The sequence below is a fragment of the Succinimonas sp. genome (genome assembly GCF_045225735.1).
Taxonomy (GTDB): domain Bacteria; phylum Pseudomonadota; class Gammaproteobacteria; order Enterobacterales; family Succinivibrionaceae; genus Succinimonas.
In genome coordinates this window covers 15,394-33,801 of sequence record NZ_JBGVBR010000345.1, presented here as the reverse complement: position 1 = coordinate 33,801, position 18,408 = coordinate 15,394, and the positions used below count along the sequence as shown (strand labels likewise).

Annotated in this window: 15 protein-coding genes; 4 read left to right on the top strand and 11 right to left on the bottom strand. The window is 53.3% G+C overall.

The window, feature by feature from the left end; genetic code table 11:
* The 3 genes from ACJROR_RS12260 to ACJROR_RS12250 all read left to right on the top strand — a co-directional run.
* Positions 1-2,184 (top strand): inositol phosphate phosphatase SopB (locus ACJROR_RS12260; protein WP_406547275.1); only part of this gene is annotated, 2,184 nt, incomplete at its 5' end.
* Positions 2,185-2,561: 377 nt separating this feature from the next.
* Entirely contained in the window at positions 2,562-5,273 is a 2,712-nt protein-coding gene (locus ACJROR_RS12255; RefSeq protein ID WP_406547274.1) for a protein kinase domain-containing protein, read from the top strand.
* A gap of 214 nt (positions 5,274-5,487) precedes the next feature.
* The gene (locus ACJROR_RS12250) at positions 5,488-6,165 is read left to right on the top strand and encodes an HAD family hydrolase (RefSeq protein WP_406547273.1); all 678 of its coding nucleotides are present in this window, start codon (positions 5,488-5,490) and stop codon (positions 6,163-6,165) included.
* 142 nt (positions 6,166-6,307) lie between these two features.
* Here the strand turns inward: ACJROR_RS12250 and ACJROR_RS12245 are convergent, their stop codons facing one another.
* From ACJROR_RS12245 to ACJROR_RS12195, 11 genes are all read right to left on the bottom strand, one after another.
* The gene (locus ACJROR_RS12245) at positions 6,308-7,468 is read right to left on the bottom strand and encodes an SEL1-like repeat protein (protein ID WP_406547272.1); all 1,161 of its coding nucleotides are present in this window, start codon (positions 7,466-7,468) and stop codon (positions 6,308-6,310) included.
* Positions 7,469-7,674: 206 nt separating this feature from the next.
* A complete protein-coding gene (locus ACJROR_RS12240; protein WP_406547271.1) occupies positions 7,675-9,327 on the bottom strand; it encodes an AAA family ATPase in 1,653 nt (550 codons plus the stop codon).
* 197 nt (positions 9,328-9,524) lie between these two features.
* Positions 9,525-10,775, bottom strand: a complete 1,251-nt coding sequence (fabF, locus tag ACJROR_RS12235; RefSeq protein WP_406547270.1) for a beta-ketoacyl-ACP synthase II — start codon at positions 10,773-10,775, stop codon at positions 9,525-9,527.
* Between the two features lie 103 nt (positions 10,776-10,878).
* The gene (gene acpP, locus ACJROR_RS12230; protein WP_406041692.1) at positions 10,879-11,115 is read right to left on the bottom strand and encodes an acyl carrier protein; all 237 of its coding nucleotides are present in this window, start codon (positions 11,113-11,115) and stop codon (positions 10,879-10,881) included.
* Between the two features lie 149 nt (positions 11,116-11,264).
* Entirely contained in the window at positions 11,265-11,999 is a 735-nt protein-coding gene (gene fabG, locus ACJROR_RS12225) for a 3-oxoacyl-ACP reductase FabG (protein ID WP_406547269.1), read from the bottom strand.
* 65 nt (positions 12,000-12,064) lie between these two features.
* Positions 12,065-13,000 carry an ACP S-malonyltransferase gene (fabD, locus tag ACJROR_RS12220; RefSeq protein WP_406041688.1) on the bottom strand — a complete coding sequence of 312 codons (936 nt, stop codon included), beginning with the start codon at positions 12,998-13,000 and terminating at the stop codon, positions 12,065-12,067.
* A 100-nt stretch (positions 13,001-13,100) separates the two neighbouring features.
* Positions 13,101-14,051, bottom strand: a complete 951-nt coding sequence (locus ACJROR_RS12215; RefSeq protein WP_406547268.1) for a beta-ketoacyl-ACP synthase III — start codon at positions 14,049-14,051, stop codon at positions 13,101-13,103.
* A gap of 7 nt (positions 14,052-14,058) precedes the next feature.
* Positions 14,059-15,066 carry a phosphate acyltransferase gene (locus tag ACJROR_RS12210; protein ID WP_406547267.1) on the bottom strand — a complete coding sequence of 336 codons (1,008 nt, stop codon included), beginning with the start codon at positions 15,064-15,066 and terminating at the stop codon, positions 14,059-14,061.
* Positions 15,067-15,104: 38 nt separating this feature from the next.
* Positions 15,105-15,302, bottom strand: a complete 198-nt coding sequence (gene rpmF / locus ACJROR_RS12205) for a 50S ribosomal protein L32 (protein WP_406041682.1) — start codon at positions 15,300-15,302, stop codon at positions 15,105-15,107.
* 9 nt (positions 15,303-15,311) lie between these two features.
* Positions 15,312-15,830, bottom strand: a complete 519-nt coding sequence (locus ACJROR_RS12200; protein ID WP_406547266.1) for a YceD family protein — start codon at positions 15,828-15,830, stop codon at positions 15,312-15,314.
* A gap of 138 nt (positions 15,831-15,968) precedes the next feature.
* The gene (locus ACJROR_RS12195) at positions 15,969-16,634 is read right to left on the bottom strand and encodes an HAD family hydrolase (RefSeq protein ID WP_406547265.1); all 666 of its coding nucleotides are present in this window, start codon (positions 16,632-16,634) and stop codon (positions 15,969-15,971) included.
* A 365-nt stretch (positions 16,635-16,999) separates the two neighbouring features.
* Between ACJROR_RS12195 and ACJROR_RS12190 the strand changes: the two genes are divergently transcribed.
* Entirely contained in the window at positions 17,000-18,403 is a 1,404-nt protein-coding gene (locus ACJROR_RS12190; RefSeq protein WP_406547264.1) for a chorismate-binding protein, read from the top strand.
* Positions 18,404-18,408: the final 5 nt, after the last annotated feature.

Below are 18,408 nucleotides of genomic sequence, written 5' to 3'. Positions count from 1 at the left end.
CAGCCTAATCAGGTTCAGCAGCAGGGAAATCAGCGCGGGCAGGCAGACCATGTAAGCCCCCGCCCGGCTGATCTGGAAACGGCTCCGTCAGCTGACACGGTCACAAGTATGGCCGACATCACCACTGCGGAAAAGAATTCCCTGCGTTTTCTCATGAACCTGAAGACAAACCTGCCCCATAACATCAATACCGAAGTTAAAGCAAATGATGACATAAGCAGCCTCAATGCCAAGATTCAAGTCTCCCGGGATAATGCCAGAACCTGCGCCAATGCCATAAGCAAGCTGGATCAAATGCTTGCAGCTCATCCGAATCATCAGGAATATAACAGAGCCTGCCAGACTCTTAAGAACCATTTTCAGTATTTAAAGACTCAGAATGACATCCTGAACACCAATGCCTTGGGAATTCTGAATCATAAAGCCGACCTTGCCCGGAACTTCAAGGAAAGCCATGCGTCCAAACTGCAGGGCGCCCAGGAAATCATCACCTTTGTCAAAAATCAGATCCAGGGGATGAATAATATTGATGAGAACGCCAAAGGCGAGGCTCTTAACAAGCTCACTGAAGAATTCAATAAGCTTCAGGACAAGATCAACACCGTGAATCAGATGGACGATATGAGCAAGGTGAACAAAGAACAGTTCGAAGCCTTCAAGAAAATCCCTTCCGCGCTCAGCAAGGCAATCAAGCCCTGCCTCAGTAATCTTCCTGAAAATGTCAGAAACACCCTCTCTCTCAGCAAGGAACAAATTCAGGATATGCTGACCAAGAAGCTCTCCTCTTCGGACAAATGGGATGTTTTTGAAAATACTCTCCATCTTGATGTTGCCGATAAGACCAACAAGCCTTTCAAGTTCAAGATTACCCCGCTTAACAAGATGCAGAACGTATTTGTGAGCCGTGACTTTCATGACTACGACGTCAGCGGAAATCCTGTTAAAAACTATGCCAGCGGCGATCGCAAAACTTCTCACATCACCAATCTCTCCAAAACGGAAATCGCTGACGAGAACGGCACCGTGCTGTTCAGCGGCTATCGCCACGGCACCACTGCGGCTTTCGGCCTTAAAAACGACCCCGATGCTATGAACCAGGCCAGTATCCAGCGCACTACTGAGCTTCTGAGAACCATTGTGGAGGACAAGTACCAAGACAAGATAGAAAATGCGACAAACCGTGATAATGCCATTGAAATCAAGCTTTCTTCAGTTTCCCTGCTGACACCGTCCAACCGTTTCGACCAGGGCGAAAAGGGCATGTTTGAAACTCAGTGCCAGGCCTGGGATCACTTCGCTCCTTCAACGAACAACCCTGACGGCATTTTCAAAATCAAGGTGCGGGTACCGGATCCGCAGAATCCGGGACAGCCGGGGCCGGAAAAGGAGATCTACATCAAGCCCTCCATCAGCACCTTTAATTTTCCCTGTCAGTTTCAGAGCGTGAGACTGAAAATGGGCTGGGATAACTCAGATGTCAGAAATAACCCTGCCTTTAACAGGCTGGTGGGAAGCTCCCTCAATAATACTCTGCATAACGCCGATCAGATTTTAGATCCCCGTAATCAGAATGCTTTGAACAGCTTTGTCAATCAGATCAAGAGCGACAACTCGGATCTGGCCAATTTCCTCAACAGGAATAATGTTTCCCAGTCTGAAAAGAACAAGGCCATTATTCTGGCTCTGGAAATCAAAATGCTGCAGCAGGGCAGAGGCTCTCTCTCGTTCAGCGACAAGGAGCACCGGCAGAAAAAGGTAGATCCTTATGCCCTTCCGGCCCGGGTTGCTCTCTTGAACAATATCATCGGCAACGAAACCTGCTTTAACTGCAAGAGCGGCAAGGACAGAACCGGTCAGCTGGATGCTGAGGTGAGAACTCTGGCAGCCACCCTGTCCGAGGTTAAAAACGACACCGATGTCAGGGAGTACATCAGGAATAACAGCGATGTCTATGATATTCTGAAGAACGGCAGCTACAGCAACAATCATCAGAAGAAGAACCTCACCAAGGTGGCTCTTAACAGCGGCAGCATGGAAATTCATCAGATGAATACCGGCGTCATGGGCAGCAAGGTAAAAGGATACAAAGCAGGTATTATCAATCTCGGCGGCGGCACTCCGAACCAGTTCGAGGACGGCGCCTTTAAACTCTATAAGGGCAAATCCAAGTACGCTAAATCCTAATAGCCTTTGCAAGGTGTCCGGATCGGCCTTGAGCCCTGGGCCGGATGCCTGACCGCGGGAGGGAACCTGTTCCCTCCTTTTTCTTTCTGCTTATCATACCTGTTCCATACTGCCGTTTCTGCCGTTCCTGTCCCTTTTTCATTTCTTATATCATCAGCATTTTCACTGCCGGAACCGCTGAAAACATCCCGTTCAGGCACTGCTATTAACATCTTATAAGTGTTTTAAACATCTGATAAATTTGACATTTTTCAAAAAGCCGGGTATTTTTTATAACGCAAAGCATGCTTTAGTCAGTATAGTTTTATTTGCAAATATCCCGAAACATCGGATCAGCCCGGGCTTTCGGATTATTCCGGCTCTTAAGGAGAAACATTATGCAGGAAACTCAGGTAAACAGCTTTCTTAACAAGGTGCGCCGCACCAGGGTACGCGGCGCGGAAAGTCAGCTTGCTGATTTAACGGGCCTCGATCTTCCCGGCGGCTATCACGTAAACAGCCGGCTTCCGGTAGCTTCGGGAGAAGCCGACATCTACACCGCATCAAAAGACAGCAAAGAGTTCATTCTCAAGTATTACCGCCGGGAAAACGCCGTCAAGGAGGAGGTAATCCGCCTTCTGGAAAGCATTCACTGCCCGGAGGTGGCCCCGGTGACCGCCTCGGGGATCTTTCAGGGACATCAGTACGTCATTATGCCCTGCTACAAAAACATGAGTCTCGCGGAAATGCTGGAAAACGGCACTACCCTGACTCTTAAGGAGCTTAAGGATCTGGTGATCCCCTCGGTTAATGCCGGGCTCCGGGCGGTGCATGAGGCGGGAATACTGCACAAGGATCTCAAGCCCGCCAATCTGATACCGGATGACAGCGGCGAACATATCGTGCTTATCGATTTCGGCATCAGCTCCGCCGCCAACGGGAGAACCCTGGTGGTCACCGCCACCGGCATGACGCCCATCTATGCGGCCCCGGAGGTGCTCCAGGGGATCTATCATGCTTCTTCGGACTACTATTCCTTCGGCATCACCATCTACGAGCTTTACACCGGGCACCCGCCCTTTCAGCAGGACTGTCTTAACTCGGACGATGCCATCAGACTGGCCGCCGTGAGCAAAATCGAGTTTCCGGAGGATTTCCCGGCGGAGCTCCGGGATCTGGTGCTGGGTCTCACCTACAAGGATATCTCCAACCGCAATTCCGGAAATGCCAGGAGCCGCCGCTGGGGCTGGCAGGAGGTGGAAAACTGGCTGAAAGGCATAAAGCAGCCGGTGCCCGGCATGTTTCCGGATGAGGCTCCGGCATTTCTGCCCTATGTCTTCGATAAAACCCGCTATACCGATGAGGAGTCTTTGATCCGGGCCTTCCTGGCCCAGCCGGACAAGGGCATGCGGGAACTGGGCCGGGGCATTCTCTCTCACCACTACAGCCTGTTCCGGGAAAAGTCCCGTGAGCTCTGCGAGGAGTACGCCAAAAAGCTCTCCTTAGGCCGGGGAGCCGCGCGGATGGGGGCGTTCCTGAGCCTGATGTACCGGCTCTGGCCCGGGATCGGCGGGCTGTACCTCAGGGGAGAATTTTTTAAGGAGCTGGGGACTCTGGGATCCCGCATGGTTGATGCTGTCACCTCCGAAGACAGCAGCTTTTTAAAGGCAGCCTTCGAGCTTCTGGAAAGCGGTTTTCTCACGGAATATGCCCGGGATTACCTGAAAAGCCCCGCCGCTCTTCAAATCTTCACCAGGCTTACGGATCTCCTGAAAACCCGGGAATTCACCATGGAACAGCGTGTCTATGCCTGCGGCGCCGCCCTCTCGGACAATCACAGCTTTATGGCGGCCGGCAAAAAATACGCTTCTCCGGAGGAGTTCTCCCGGGAGATGGATGCCTATGCCGCAAAGCATCCCGAGGCCTATGCCCGGCAGATGATTGACTGCTACGATCACCTGAATTTCCTGGTATGCGTTCTCCCCGGCCAGGCGGAAAAGGAACTTCTTAAAAAGCACCTCAAAAATGATTACCTTATCTTCGGCTCCGATGATTATATCTTCCGGGATCGGGAGCATATGGTGTCCCGCATGGACGAGATCGCCGCCGGCAAATGTCCCTGGGAAATCCTTTATCTGGAAGGTTCATACCACCGGGGCATTACCGAAATCTCCTCCGGGTTATGGCTGGACGGCAGCATTCCCGCCCGGCTTACGGCAGCTAAAGAGGCCGCCCGGGAAAAGCTTAATGCCATCCTGACGGGAGACGACGCCGGTATCCGGGATCTCGTGAGTACCGTGAAAAAGCTCCCCCAGCGATCCCGCACCCGGGCGGTGCGGGGACTTCTCACCGCAGAGGGAGCGGAGCTTAAGAGCGCCAGGACCCGGGTTCCCGAGCTTGCGAAGCTTCTGGGCGCCCCGAAAACCGCAGAAGAGAACCGTCTCTCCCGGGGGTACCTCCATATTCTTGATAAGTCCTGGCCCCAGCGTATTTTTATCGGCAAAACAATAACATTCGGCAGTTGGTATCAGAACAATGCGCAGGAAAAAACTCCGCTGGAATGGTGCTGTATCGGGAAAAGGGGCAATGCCGCAGCGCTGATGTCCGTGAAAATTCTCTGCTTCCGCCCCTGGTGCAAAGCTCAGATACACAACATCAGCCAAGATGATTTCAGCGAGCACCGCCTGCGGGCCTGGAAGAACAGCGACATCAGAGAGTGGCTGAACACCGTCTTTCTGAACGAAGCCTTCACCCCCGATGAGCAGCGCTATATGCCAGAGATGCTCCAAACGGATATGGCGTATGATTATAAAAGACATACCCAGACAATAACGGATCGCTGCCAGGATCGCATCTTCCTGCCCTGGGAAGATGACGGCCTCAGCAACGTGCTTTACTATGACGAAACCGACAGGATTTCCCGCAAAATGGTTAGTAATCCGGAAGCTACTCCCTATGCCCTTGCCGGAAGTCCGGGCGCGCCGGAGCGTTCGCATGACGGCAGCATTAGCTGGTGGTGGCTTGACAGAAGCAACAGCTGGCACTATGGTTACTTGTACCGCCATGCCGCAAGTCTGGGCGTCCGTCCTTTTATCTGGGTGGAGCTTTAACTTTAGGGTGTTCTTTTGAGGTGAAGGATTAAGAGGAAATGGTAAAGGGAAGGGTTTATCCTGACAATATTTCTCTTCCTCTCGGTTCCCCCTTCCCTTTCAGCCCCTCCTGAAAACCATTATAATGCCCCTGAAGCCGAAACCGTTTGGCGTTTATCCCCGGCTGCCCGGCTTTTGCAGATCCGGCCTTCTTATATTTTTCCCAGGAGATCCTATGCGCCCCGCCAAATATTCCGTAGTATTGTTCGACCTGGACGGGACTCTTCTGGATACCGCCCCGGATCTCGGCAATACCGCAAACGCCGTCATTAAAAAGCATGGCCTCTCCGGCGGCATCTCCGACGAAAAAGCCCGGGAGCTGGCCTCGGACGGCATGCGGGCTCTTCTTATGGAGGCCTCCGGAAACACCCTCTCCGAAGAGGATATCGCCCGGATGAAGCCGGATTTTCTGGCCTATTACGAAGAGCATATCGCGGATCGCACCGGGATTTTCCCCGGCATTCCCGCCCTGTTAAACGGTCTTGCCGCAAACGGCATTGCCGCCGGGGTAATTACCAATAAGCCCCACTATCTGGCTCTTAAAATCCTCAAAAAATTTCCCGAAACCGCCGCCATCGCCACCGTTATCGGAAGCCGGCCGGATATCAGATCCAAACCCTGTCCCGATGCTCTCCTCCTGGCCCTGAAGGAGCTCTCCGGCACTCCGGAAAGAGCGTTATACGTGGGAGATCATATAAGAGACATGGAGGCTGCCAGAAACGCCGGCATGACCGCCGTCCTGGCCTCATGGGGCTATATTCCCAAAGACATGCCCCGGGAAAGCTTCGGGGCGGATTTTCTGGCCGAAACCCCGGAGGAGCTTCTGGAATTCGCGCTTTCCGGGAAAGCGTAATGCGATCGATGCGGGCTTGATGCTGCAGGCCTTTTTTTGATGGCTGCAGTGCCTCTGCTGCGGCTCATTTAAGTCCGTTTGCGAGATCAGTTAGCTTTAATTTAATCTTGTCTGTCGTTCTGACACATAAAATTATCAAGCTTTAATACCCTTTTTCGTTTAACTCCCTGTATTTATTACAACCGTCTTGATCACCTAAATCACAAGCTTTGCCATAGTATTCTTTAGCTGTTTGCAAATTTTTTCCGATTTTTAAGCCTGAGTAATAAATTCCTGAAGCTGTACACCCTTTCCCCCACTTCAGGTTGCAAGATTTTTCAAGGTATGTTTTTGCTTGCTGAAGGTCTTGTTTTATTCCTCGACCGATACTGTAGAGAACTCCCAGAGCAGCACACCCTTTTCCGTTGTTTAGATCACAAGATTTTTTTAAAAGTTTTATTGCCTTTTGGAAGTCCTGTCTTACGCCTTTTCCCTCGGTGTAAAGAACTCCCAGTTCAACACATCCTCCTCCATTATTCAGGTCACAGGCTTTCTCATAATACTTTTTCGCCTGTTGATAGTCGTATTCTATTCCTTGACCGGCAGTGTAGAGAAGTCCCACACTAGCACATCCTCCTCCATGATTCAGGTCACAAGATTTTTTAAAAATTTGCATTGCCTTTAGGTAGTCCAGCTTTTCAAGAAAAAGAAGAGCTAATCTGGCACACCCCTCTCCATCATTCAGGTCACAGGCTTTTTCATAGTACGTTTTTGCTTGTTGAGAATCCTGTTTTACGCCTTGTCCGTTTTGGTAAAGAAATCCAAGACTGGCACACCCTTCTCCATTATTCAGATTGCAAGCTTTCTCATGATATGTTTTCGCCTGCTGGTAGTCCTGTGTTACGCCTGCTCCATAGTAATAACGAACTCCAAGTTCGTAGCACCCTGTTCCCTTATTCAGGTTGCAGGCTTTCTCATAGTATGTTTTTGCCTGCTGGTAGTCCTGTTTTACTCCTTGTCCATTATCGTAAAAAAGTCCAATACCTAAACATCCGCTTCCATCATTCAGGTTGCAGCCTTTCTCATAGTATGTTTTTGCCCGCTGATAGTCCTGTTTTACCCCTTGTCCATTGTGGTAAAGAAATCCAATAGCAAAGCACGCTGCTCCAACATTCATATTGCAGGCTTCCTGACAAAATGGAAGAGCTTCTCTAAATTGCTTCTCCGACAACCGTGTAAGGCAGTCAGTCATGGGGGCAGCCGTGACAACATTCAACAATAAAAAGCAGATAAAAGCAGTTAAACATAACAAAAATTTTTTCATGCACGCCTCCGTATTTGTGCTTCATTCAGACATAAAATTATCTATGAGTCTAGTGCAATAAAGTCAAAACGAGGCTTCCCCATCTTCCAGATTTACTTGAAAGATGCGGAGTTTGATAACGACTGTCAGTCCATCGCCGGTCAGATCATAGACAAAACCAAGGATAAAGAAAGAGGACAACAATAGAAAAAAACTCTTCCTTCGGCCTACACCACCAGAACCTTCTGACACTCCGCCTTTACCGGAATAGCAGTGTCCGGGCTTATGGTGAGCTGATAGACAAAGGCCTCCAGTCTTCCCTTGTAGCCGTCCAGAGCCCGCCGGGCCCGCGGGGAGGTCAGCCTGATATTCACCACGCCGTTAATCAGAGCTGCCATATCGGCATTCACCGCCACGCAGATGAGAAGATAACTGTCGTCGGCATTAAGATCCTTTAGTACAAAGGCATCGTTAACCGCCCGGAGCTCATAGCCCTGAAGGTCGGTAAGAAGGTCGTAGATGCCCTGCCAGATAGAGATTCTGAGAACCGCATTCCGGTTGATAAAGGCTCTCTTAAAGTTAAGATAGGAAGTAATGAGTTCCGAAAAGCAATGAATCTCGCCGGCAGCAAAGGCCTCTGCAAGACGTGTCCTGCCCGCGGCAATGCGGCACAGCTGACTTACATAGGATCCGGAATCCTCTGATAAGGCATCGCTGACCGAGAGCTGAGTCTCCCGGTTGGCAATTTCCGCATTGTCCAGCTTCCCGCCGAACTGTCCGGTCAGGGTGATAAGACCTTCTCCGGACAGCATGTTCAGAAATCTCTTGGTAAAGCTGTAGATCTCTGCGGCATACTGCGTGCTCTTCCGGGAATCGCATTCGCTGAGCTGATGCAGGGACACGGATTCGCCGTTAAGGAGCCGGGCAACGCCGATTTCGCCGCACAGCAAAAAGGATCCGTAGCCGGCCTCCAGAATGTCGCGGATATACCAGAGACCGCTGTCAATGTTCACGGTCATGATAAAGTCATGCTCGGCGATAGAGGCAAACACCGAGGCCGGACGCATGAGAGCCTGACCGTAATGCCCGCACCAGTCATAAAGATCCCCCTCGTCCAGATCCGACATGCTGCCCTGGAGAATATAGGTAAGCTCCTCCTGGGTGATGCCGCACCAGCCGTACATATCATCGGCTTTAGGGGAATTCTTTTCAGTCAGGGAAAAAAACAGCCGGCGATCGGGGTTTTCCGGATTTGCCAGAAGCTCGGTCATGCCGGGAATATGAGCTCCGGCAATCAGAAGATAAATGAAATCCTCCCGGAGATTAAGCTGCTGAATCTGAGCAAAAAGCCGCTGCCAGGCATTCAGGATATTGAGCTGCTTGATGGCGTAGCGCTGCACCCTATCAAAATTCTTGAAGGTTATCACCAGCTTTTTTCCGGCAATGCGGCTGATGGCCAGGAGGCATTTTGCAAAATCATATTCCGTTTTATGCCGGCACTGCCCCGGAAAAACCGTCTTCATCACCCGGAAGGTTTCCTCGCACAAACGGGTAATGATTTCGTTATAGCCGGTGGTGGCATTGATCTCCGCAAAATCGAAGGCGAGCTCAAAGAAGGCGCCTCTGCGGGTCATGAGAGCGGCATTTCTGCTGACGGCGGTATCCGCAAAAATAAGCGACTGATAACGATCCCCGTAGAAGGCGTTCAGCATATCAAGAAAGGTGGATACCCCCAGCCCCCGGGGCGCCGAAAGAGTCTGAAAAACGTGTCCGTTCCGGGCCAGGTCATCCAGAATCTCAATATATCCGGTCTTGTCCGCTCTCAGCTTCTGGGAACAGAGAGAGACGTACAGGTTGTCCTGAGTAAGATCAATAAGCATTTTCCAACTGGCTCACAAAAATCCGGAATTTTTCGAGCATGATAACAAAAAACGGCTTTTTTCTCAAAAAAAGCGTGCTAAACCGGGAATACCGCAAATCATCTTAAAATCTCAGCCCTGTCCCGCCCGGAGCCCTGAGGTGACTAAAAAACCGGCCAGAGCCGGTTTTTCAGAAAAAAGCTTACATAAGCTTCGGATTAGTCCTCGTACCTCTTAAAGAGGAGGGAACCGTTAGTGCCGCCAAAGCCGAAGGAATTGGAGAGAGCATAACGGACATCAGCCTTCTGAGCTACGTGAGGCACCAGATTGAGTCCGGCCACCTCGGGATCCGGATCGTCCAGATTGATGGTGGGCGGGCAGATCTGATCCTGCACTGCCAAAGCGGAAATAACCGCTTCAATGGCACCGGCAGCTCCCAGAAGATGTCCGGTCATGGACTTGGTGGAGCTGATGCGGACATTGTTAATCGCATCGCCGAACACGGAACGGACGCCGCGGATCTCAGCCAGATCCCCCAGATGGGTGGAGGTGCCGTGGGCATTAACGTAGGACACATCAGCCGGAGTAATGCCGCCGTCCCTGATGGCATTGGCCATGGCCAGAGCAGCGCCTTCGCCGTTATCGGGAGGAGCAGTCATGTGATGCGCATCGGAGCTCATGCCAAAGCCCGTGATCTCGGCATAGATGTGAGCCTTGCGCGCCTTGGCATGCTCCAGTTCTTCAAGCACCATCACGCCGGCGCCATCGCCCAGCACAAAGCCATCCCGGGCATTATCCCAGGGACGGGAAGCCTTTTCCGGCTCGTCGTTTCTGGTGGACAGTGCCTTGAGAGCGCAGAATCCGGAAATGCCCATGGGAGTGGAGGCCTTTTCCGCGCCGCCGCAGAACATGACATCCGCATCGCCGTACTGAATCAGCCGGCAGGACATGCCGATGGCATGGGTGCCGGAGGAGCAGGCGGTAACGGTAGCCAGGTTCGGTCCCCGGGCTCCGATGCGAATGGAAAGATGCCCGGAAACCATGTTAATGATGGTGGACGGAACGAAGAACGGACTCACACGGCGCGGGCCTGACTTAATCAAGGTCTCCACATTCTGCTCAATAAGACCGAGTCCGCCAATGCCGGAACCGATGGCGCAGCCAACCCGGACGGCGTTTTCCGGAGTAACCTCCAGTCCCGAATCCTTATATGCCATGAGACCGGCAGCAATACCATACTGGATAAACAAATCCATCTTTCTGGTATCCTTCCGGTTAATGTCGAAGGCTTCAGGATCAAATCCCTTAACCAGTCCGGCAATTTTAGAAGGATAGTCAGCGGTATCAAAATGATCGATCCGGGTAATCCCGCTCTTGCCGGCAACGAGATTCTGCCAGGATTCCTGAACAGTATTGCCAACCGGAGAGATCATACCAAGACCAGTAACAACTACTCTGCGCTTTGACACAGGTCAGCCTCCGTGTGATATTTATTCTTTTAAACAAAAAAAGCGTTAATTAAAACGCTTCCTCTCTATACTGCCAGAAAGCCTGGCCAACTACTGAAGACAATTAAGCCTGATGAGCCTGAATATAGTCTACAGCCTTCTGAACAGTGGTGATCTTTTCAGCGTCTTCATCAGGGATTTCGGTACCGAACTCTTCCTCAAGAGCCATTACGAGCTCAACAGTATCAAGAGAATCTGCGCCGAGATCTTCAATAAAGGATGCCTCAGGAGTTACATCGCTTTCCTTAACACCAAGCTGATCAACAATGACCTTTTTTACACGCTCAACAATATCGCTCATGTTTTGATTTCCTATAACGTTCACACGCTCAACATATTCCCCCGCAGGGGGACGAAAATTAACATAATTATAAATGGAATGGGCGGATATATCCACAAAATAATTGATTTTTTGACCTGCCGCTCATTCCTTTTATCCTTAAGCCTGATTTAGCACATGTACATCCCGCCGTTTACGCTGATAACCTCGCCGGTTATGTAGCGCGCGCCGTCGGATGCCAGAAATGCCACCGTATTTGCAATATCCTCGGGAGCGCCCAGCTCGCCGGCGGGAACATTGGCCAGAATGGCCTTCTTCTGCTCTTCGGTAAGAGCATCAGTCATGTCGGTGGCGATAAAGCCCGGCGCTACGGCATTAACGGTAATGCCCCGGGAGGCTACCTCCTTGGCCAGACTTCTGGAAAATCCCATAATGCCGGCCTTGGCCGCGGCATAGTTGCACTGCCCGGGATTGCCCATAAGGCCAACCACGGAGCTCACGCTGATAATCCGGCCCCAGCGCTTTTTCATCATGCCCCGGAGCACGCCCTTGCTCATGCGGTAAATGCCGGCGAGATTGGTATTGATAACCTGATCCCACTCGTCGTCCTTCATGCGCATGAGAAGATTGTCCCGGGTAATGCCGGCATTGTTCACCAGAATGTCCGGAGCGCCAAACTCCTCGGTAACGGCCTTGATGCAGGCCTCGCAGGAGGCGGCATCGGCCACGTTGAGCACCATGCCCTTTCCGGAACCGGCCAGAGCCTCGGAAATGGCCAGAGCGCCCTTCTCGGAGGTGGCGGTGCCGATAACCGTGGCCCCCAGATCCTTAAAGGTCTTGGCTATTGCCTGCCCAATGCCCCGGGAAGCTCCGGTAACAAGTACTATCTTTCCAGTAAAATCCATTTTAAAACCTCTTAATTAAAGGCCGCCGGAATCTGCTCCGGGGGCCTGCGCAGCTTTCCGAATCGTTAATTAACCGCCTCCAGCGCCGCATCCAGCGAAGCCAGATCATTAAAGGTGAGAGCGTTGATCTCCTTGACAATGCGCTTGGAAAGGCCCTGAAGAACCTTGCCGGGGCCGACCTCAACCAGCACGGACACTCCGGCGGCGGCCATGGCCTGTTCGGTCTCCACCCAGCGCACCGGACTATAGAGCTGCCGCACCAGGGCATCCTTGATCACATCCGGAGCGATGGCATCGGTAACGTCAACATTGTTGATCACCGGAATCTCCGGCTCCTGGAACTTAATGCCCTTAAGCGCTTCCTTAAGTCTTTCGGCGGCCGGCTTCATAAGATCGCAATGGGAGGGAACGCTGACTGCCAGCGGGAGGAAGCGCTTGGCTCCGGCGGCCTTCAGAAGCTCTCCGGCTCTGTCCACGGCAGCCTTGGTTCCGGCAATAACCACCTGTCCCGGAGAATTGAAGTTCACCGCAGAGCAAACCTCACCCTCCGCTGCAGCGGCGCAGGCCTCCTTTACGGCGCTGTCATCAAGGCCGATTACCGCGGCCATGGCGCCGGAGCCCGCAGGCACCGCCTCCTGCATGAATTCGCCCCGGAGCTTCACCAGATTTACCGCATCCTTAAAATCCATGGCGCCGGCGCAGACGAGAGCGCTGTATTCTCCCAAAGAATGTCCGGCCATGACCTTCGGACGAAGTTCGGTTCTGGAACACCACAGACGGTAAAGCGCCACGGAGGAGGTCAGGAGAGCCGGCTGGGTCTTAAAGGTTTTGCCGAGCTCTTCGGCCGGCCCCTCGGAAACCAGCTGGTAAAGATCATATCCCAGAACGGCGGAGGCCTCCTTAAAGGTTTCCCGGACAACCTCGCAGCTGTCGTAAACCTCCTTCAGCATGCCCACACTCTGAGATCCCTGACCCGGGAAGACAAAAGCGAAATCAGTCATAGTCACTCCAAAAGACGTTTAATTATGCGCAATTTCAGCTATTGCGCCGTTTATGAAACAAAAAACCGCCCTGAAGCAAATCAGGACGGCTCTGTTAAAATCAGTATCTTACCAGGGCGCTGCCCCAGGTAAAGCCTCCCCCGAAGGATTCCAGGAGCAGAAGATCGCCCCTTTGAATTTTCCCGGAACGGATGCCCTCGTCCAAGGCGATTCCCACCGAGGCTCCGGAGGTATTGCCGTATTTATCAAGATTCACAATAACCTGCGACATCTCCAGATCCAGCCTTTTGGCCGTGGCGGTAATGATGCGGAAATTGGCCTGATGCGGCACCAGCCAGTCCAGATCTCCTTTGGAAAACCCGTTCTTGTCCAGGGTATCGGTAACCAGGGAGCTCAGGGTCTTGACGGCGTATTTGAAAACCTCATGCCCCTTCATCAGCATCCAGGCGGGTTCGCGGGTCACCCGATCCACGTTGGGCAGCATCAGAAGCTCGGCATGATTGCCGTCGGAATGAATTTCGCAGGAATAAACGCCGGGATCCTGAGAGGCCTCGAGAATGCAGGCGCTGGCGCCGTCCCCGAAAAGAATGATGGTGGTGCGATCCTCGGGGTCGCAGGCCCGGGAAAGAGAGTCCACCCCGATAACAAGCGCTCTTTTGACGGAACCGCTTCTGATATACGCATCGGCGATGCTCATGGCAAAGCTGAAGCCGGAGCAGGCGGCGGCCACGTCAAAGGCCGGCTGTCCGGAAGCGCCGAGAATCCTCTGCACATCGCAGGCCACAGAGGGAAAGGCATACTGGGAGCTGGTGGTGCCTGCCACAATGAGGTCTACATCTGCCGCCGTAATCCCCGCAGCCTCCAAAGCCTTTTCCGCGGCCCGGGCGGCCATGACAGGAGCAGAATCTCCCTCCTCGGCAATACGGCGCTCTTTAATGCCTGTGCGCTCAGTTATCCACTCATCACTGGTTTCAACCATCTTTTCGAGATCGGCATTGGTACGCACCCTGGCGGGCAAAAAGCTGCCGGTGCCTGATATCCTGCTATACATCCGCGGTTTACCTTTTCATGGAGGTTAATTGTGATGCAATCAATTCCGGAAGACGGTTGACACACTGCAGCCGGGCCTGAATTATTGCGTTCATAAATGCCATCTGACTGGCGCTGCCGTGACTCTTCACCGCAATGCCATTAAGACCAAGCAACGTTGATCCATTATATTTATCAGGTTGCATTATACCAATTTTTCTTTTAAAAAAATGCCGGATCGGCGCAAGGAAAAAATTATTTCCCCGGAGCCCGGATCTTTCAGCCAGCCCCCGGTACAGTCCTTCGGCGGTTTTCAGAGCGATGTTTCCCGAAAAGCCGTCGGTGACAATCACTTGAAACCGTCCGCTGAAAATATCGCTCCCCTCGGCAAAACCCCGGAAGCTGCAAAACTCCGCATTTCTGAGATCCCGGGCCGCCTCCTGCAGATAGGCGGGGCCCTTGCTGCCCTCAGAGCCCACATTGAGAATGGCCAGCTCCGGACGGGAGATATTCATGAAGCACCGGGCCACAATACTCCCGATGAGGGCATTTTGCAGGATCACCTCCCGGGTCTGGGCCAGATTGGCTCCCAGATCCAAAAGCACCGATGCGGGATTACGGCGATCAAAGGTGGGAATGATTTTTCCCAGGGAACAGCGGGAAATGCCGGGAATTCTTCCCAGAACATAATCGGAAATGGTGACCAGAGCTCCGGTGCTGCCGGCGGAAACCACTCCGGAAGCCTCCCCCTCCTTCACCGCGGCCACCGCGGCGTAAAGGGAGGAGGAATCCCGGAGCCGCAAAGCAGCCAGCGGGCTCAGGTTGTTGGTAACGGCATGAGGGCGGTGCCGGAGAATCACGCGGTCATCTTTTGCCAGAGAGCATTCCCGGAGATAGGGCAGCGCCATGTTTTCCTGGCCGTATACCAGAAATCTTAAATCGCCATAAACAGACAGTGCCCGCTTAATGGCAGGCACTGCGCTGCGGGGACCGAAATCCCCTCCCATGGCGTCTATGGCAAGAATAATTTCAGACAATGGAAAAATCCTTACCCTTCAACGTTCATGATAACTTATCAGTCTTCTTTCTTAACGTCTTTCACAGGGGCGTTAACCACCTTTTCACCCTTATAGTAGCCGGAAGCGGTTACATTGTGACGCAGATGAAATTCTCCGGTAGCCTTATCGTCAGATACCTTGGCAGCGGTTAAACTGTCGTGGGATCTGCGCATATCGCGACGGGAACGTGACTTATGATTTTGCTGAACGGCCATAGCCTTCTCCTAACTTTTCTTTAATTTACCTAACACCGCAAAAGGGTTGCTTTCTGTGTTCTCTGTAACAATTTTACCATAAACCCCGCCTTCCGGCATCTCACACTCTCCTTCCGGATGCATGATCACCATGGGGAGGCTCAGCATGAGCTCGTCTTCCACCAGATTGTAAATATCCAGCTCGCCAAACTCATCCAAATCGGCAAAATCGTAATCGTCCTCCAGACCAAGATCCCTGGCCTTCTTTTCATCAGCAGTGTAATGAAAATCGGCGGACAATCCGAGTTCGCACGGATCGCCGCAGCGCTGGCATTCACACTTCACAGCGGCACCGGCACTGCCCTCAATTACGGTTAAACCCTGCAAATCGACACTAAAGGACAAACGAACCTCAGCATCACTTAAAACAGTTTCCACAACGCCAGCGAGCCGCTCCAGCTTATCCCGGGGAATATAGCCGTCATAATCGAGCTTTTTCGCTGCTGCCCGAACAGGATCCACCTTATGTGGAATTTTCACTTTTTGCATAGTGTGCGCATGATATATAAAAAAAGTGACTAAGTCAAAATTTCTTTCAACATCCCGGGGCTTTCATTAATCGTCCTGACCGCCCGCCCCGGTTTTGCTCCGGGGGCGACAGGGCCCCGGAGCCCCTGAATCGCGCCGTTATTCTCCCAGCAAAAGCTTCCGGAGCTCCGTAAGATTTTCCGCAATGACTATCGGATGACAGGAGGCAAGACGCTCTCGGTCATGGACTCCGGTAAGCACCCCGGCTCCGGGCATGCCGGCTCTTTCCGCCATCATAAGATCCAGCTCAGAATCCCCCGCCATGAGGCAGGAGGCCGCCGGAAGCCCCAGCATGCCGGCCGCGGCCCAAAGCATGTCCGGGGCCGGCTTTGAGGGGAATTCATCCCCCGCCACCGACACATCCACATACTGAGAAAGACCGTAGCCCTCCAGCACCCGGCGGCACCCCTTCCGGGACTTCCCCGTGGCAAGACCGACATGGAAGCCCCGGGTTCGGAGCTCCCGGAGAAACGGCACCGCGTCCCGAAAGAGCTCCGTGGGCTCCCGATCCTCCAAAAGGGTGTAATTTTTCCGGTAGGCAGCCACCAAAGCCAGACGGACATCCGGAACCGCCTCCGGAAGCAGCTTCTCCGCTGCCTCCTTCAGTGAAAGCCCGATGACGTTCTTTACCGCCGCCGCATCCGGCTCCGGAATGCCCAGCTCTCTGAAGGAAAGCTGCATGGTCATAATGATCCGGCCCACGGAATCCATCAGGGTTCCGTCAATATCAAAAATCACTGCCTTAATGCCGCTGAAATTAACCATGGTCTCGCCGCCGCGCCCCGGAAATAAGTTTGTCTCTTTATTGTCCGTTCTCCGGACAGGGCGGATTATACTCCCCGGGGCCGGGAAAGCCCACAGTTTTAACCTTAAGCCCAGATTACGCCGCCTTCCTTCCGGAGTCCCCGCCCGGTTCCTGAAAAGGCGGAACCCGCCGGCCTCCGGATTTGAAATCACGCCCCCGGAAAGCTATAATCCTGTTAGTATAAGCTGGCTCTGAGCCCTCGCGCGGCAGTCTGCGCCCCTCAAAAAGGCACCGGATGCGCTATGCGCCTCAGGTTCCGGAATACCCTTCCCGCTGCCCGGTATAATTTGACGGAGCCCGGGGATCTCAACAGGGAAATAGCGGCATGAATTCTTTTCCTAAGACACTTCCCTCTGTTTCTGATGCTCCCGAAGCCGAGCTTCCGGATACCCGGGATCTCCCGTTCCCTGCGGCCAGAGGCTTAATCGGCGTTCTCACGGATCCCGCCCTCAGGGACTCCTTTCCCGGAAGATCCCTTCGGGTGTTCTCGGATCTCCGGGGCGGGCTTTATCTGGGCTTTTTCCTTGATGAAACCTTAAGCGCCGTAACGGAAGCCCCGGAACATGAGGGACCGGACTCCTTCTTCTTTTTGGAGTCCCCCTTCGCCTGTCCCCCGGTCATCACCCGGCATGTCCCGGATGTCTTTCTGGAATTCCCCGCGCCTCCGGAGGACGGGACTTTCCCTCCGGCAGCATCAGCGGGGGACAGATCTGCAAAGCTGCATTTCCGCCGGGGGCTCCCCCGGGACTTTGCGGCAAGGATTCTCTCCGCCCTTGACAGTTTCCCGCAGGATATCCCTCCTGTCCTCCCCCGGGAAAGCGATCTCTCCGCTGAAGCTCTTCATCTCTTTCCGGATTATCAGAGCTTTCGGGATACTGTCCTCCGGGCTCAGGAAAATATGAGGCAGGGGAAATTCCACAAGGTGGTGCTGTCCCGCCGGGCCGAGATTATCCTAAAGACGGCGCCTAATCCTCCCGATCTCCTTCGGGATCTTATTTTCCGGCGGCTTGCTCAGGAACCCTGCGGCACTTACTTTTATGCCTGTCTGGCCGGCCCGGAGGACTCTCTCTTCGTTTCCTTCTCTCCGGAAACCCTGTTACAGTCCCGGGGCCGGGAATTCCGCACCGAGGCTCTGGCCGGATCCTGCCCTCCCGGGCAGGGGAGCGTCCTCCTCCGGGATGCCAAAAACATTCAGGAAAACAGCATCGTGGCAGAGGAGATAAAGGAAAGACTAGCAGAGCTCGCTCTTTCCCTTTGCATCGGCCCTCTGACACTGAAGTCTCTGGACTACATCGAGCACCTCAAAACCCCGATCTCGGGACTTCTTAAGGAGGGGGCAGCGCCTCTTGAGGTCTCCCGGAAACTCCACCCCACCCCGGCGGTGCTGGGCTTTCCCCGGGAACCGGCCCTCAGCTTTCTCCGGGTTGCAGGACTGCTTCCGGAATCCCTTTATGCCGGACTGGGAGGCTGCATCAGAACCGGAGTCTCCGGAGATGGAGACCGTCTTACCCTGGCAGTGCTGCTGCGTTCGGCCCGGGTTCATTCCCGCAGCGTCACCCTTTACGGGGGAGCCGGCATTCTCCCTGCCTCCCGGCCGGAGAGCGAATGGCGGGAAACCGGCAGCAAAATGAAGGCCGCCTGTGAGGCTCTCTGTCTCCCCCGAGATTTAATCTCCATCATTACAGATCTCCCCGCCGGAACCGAATCCGGGCAATTGCAGACAAACTGAGGTTC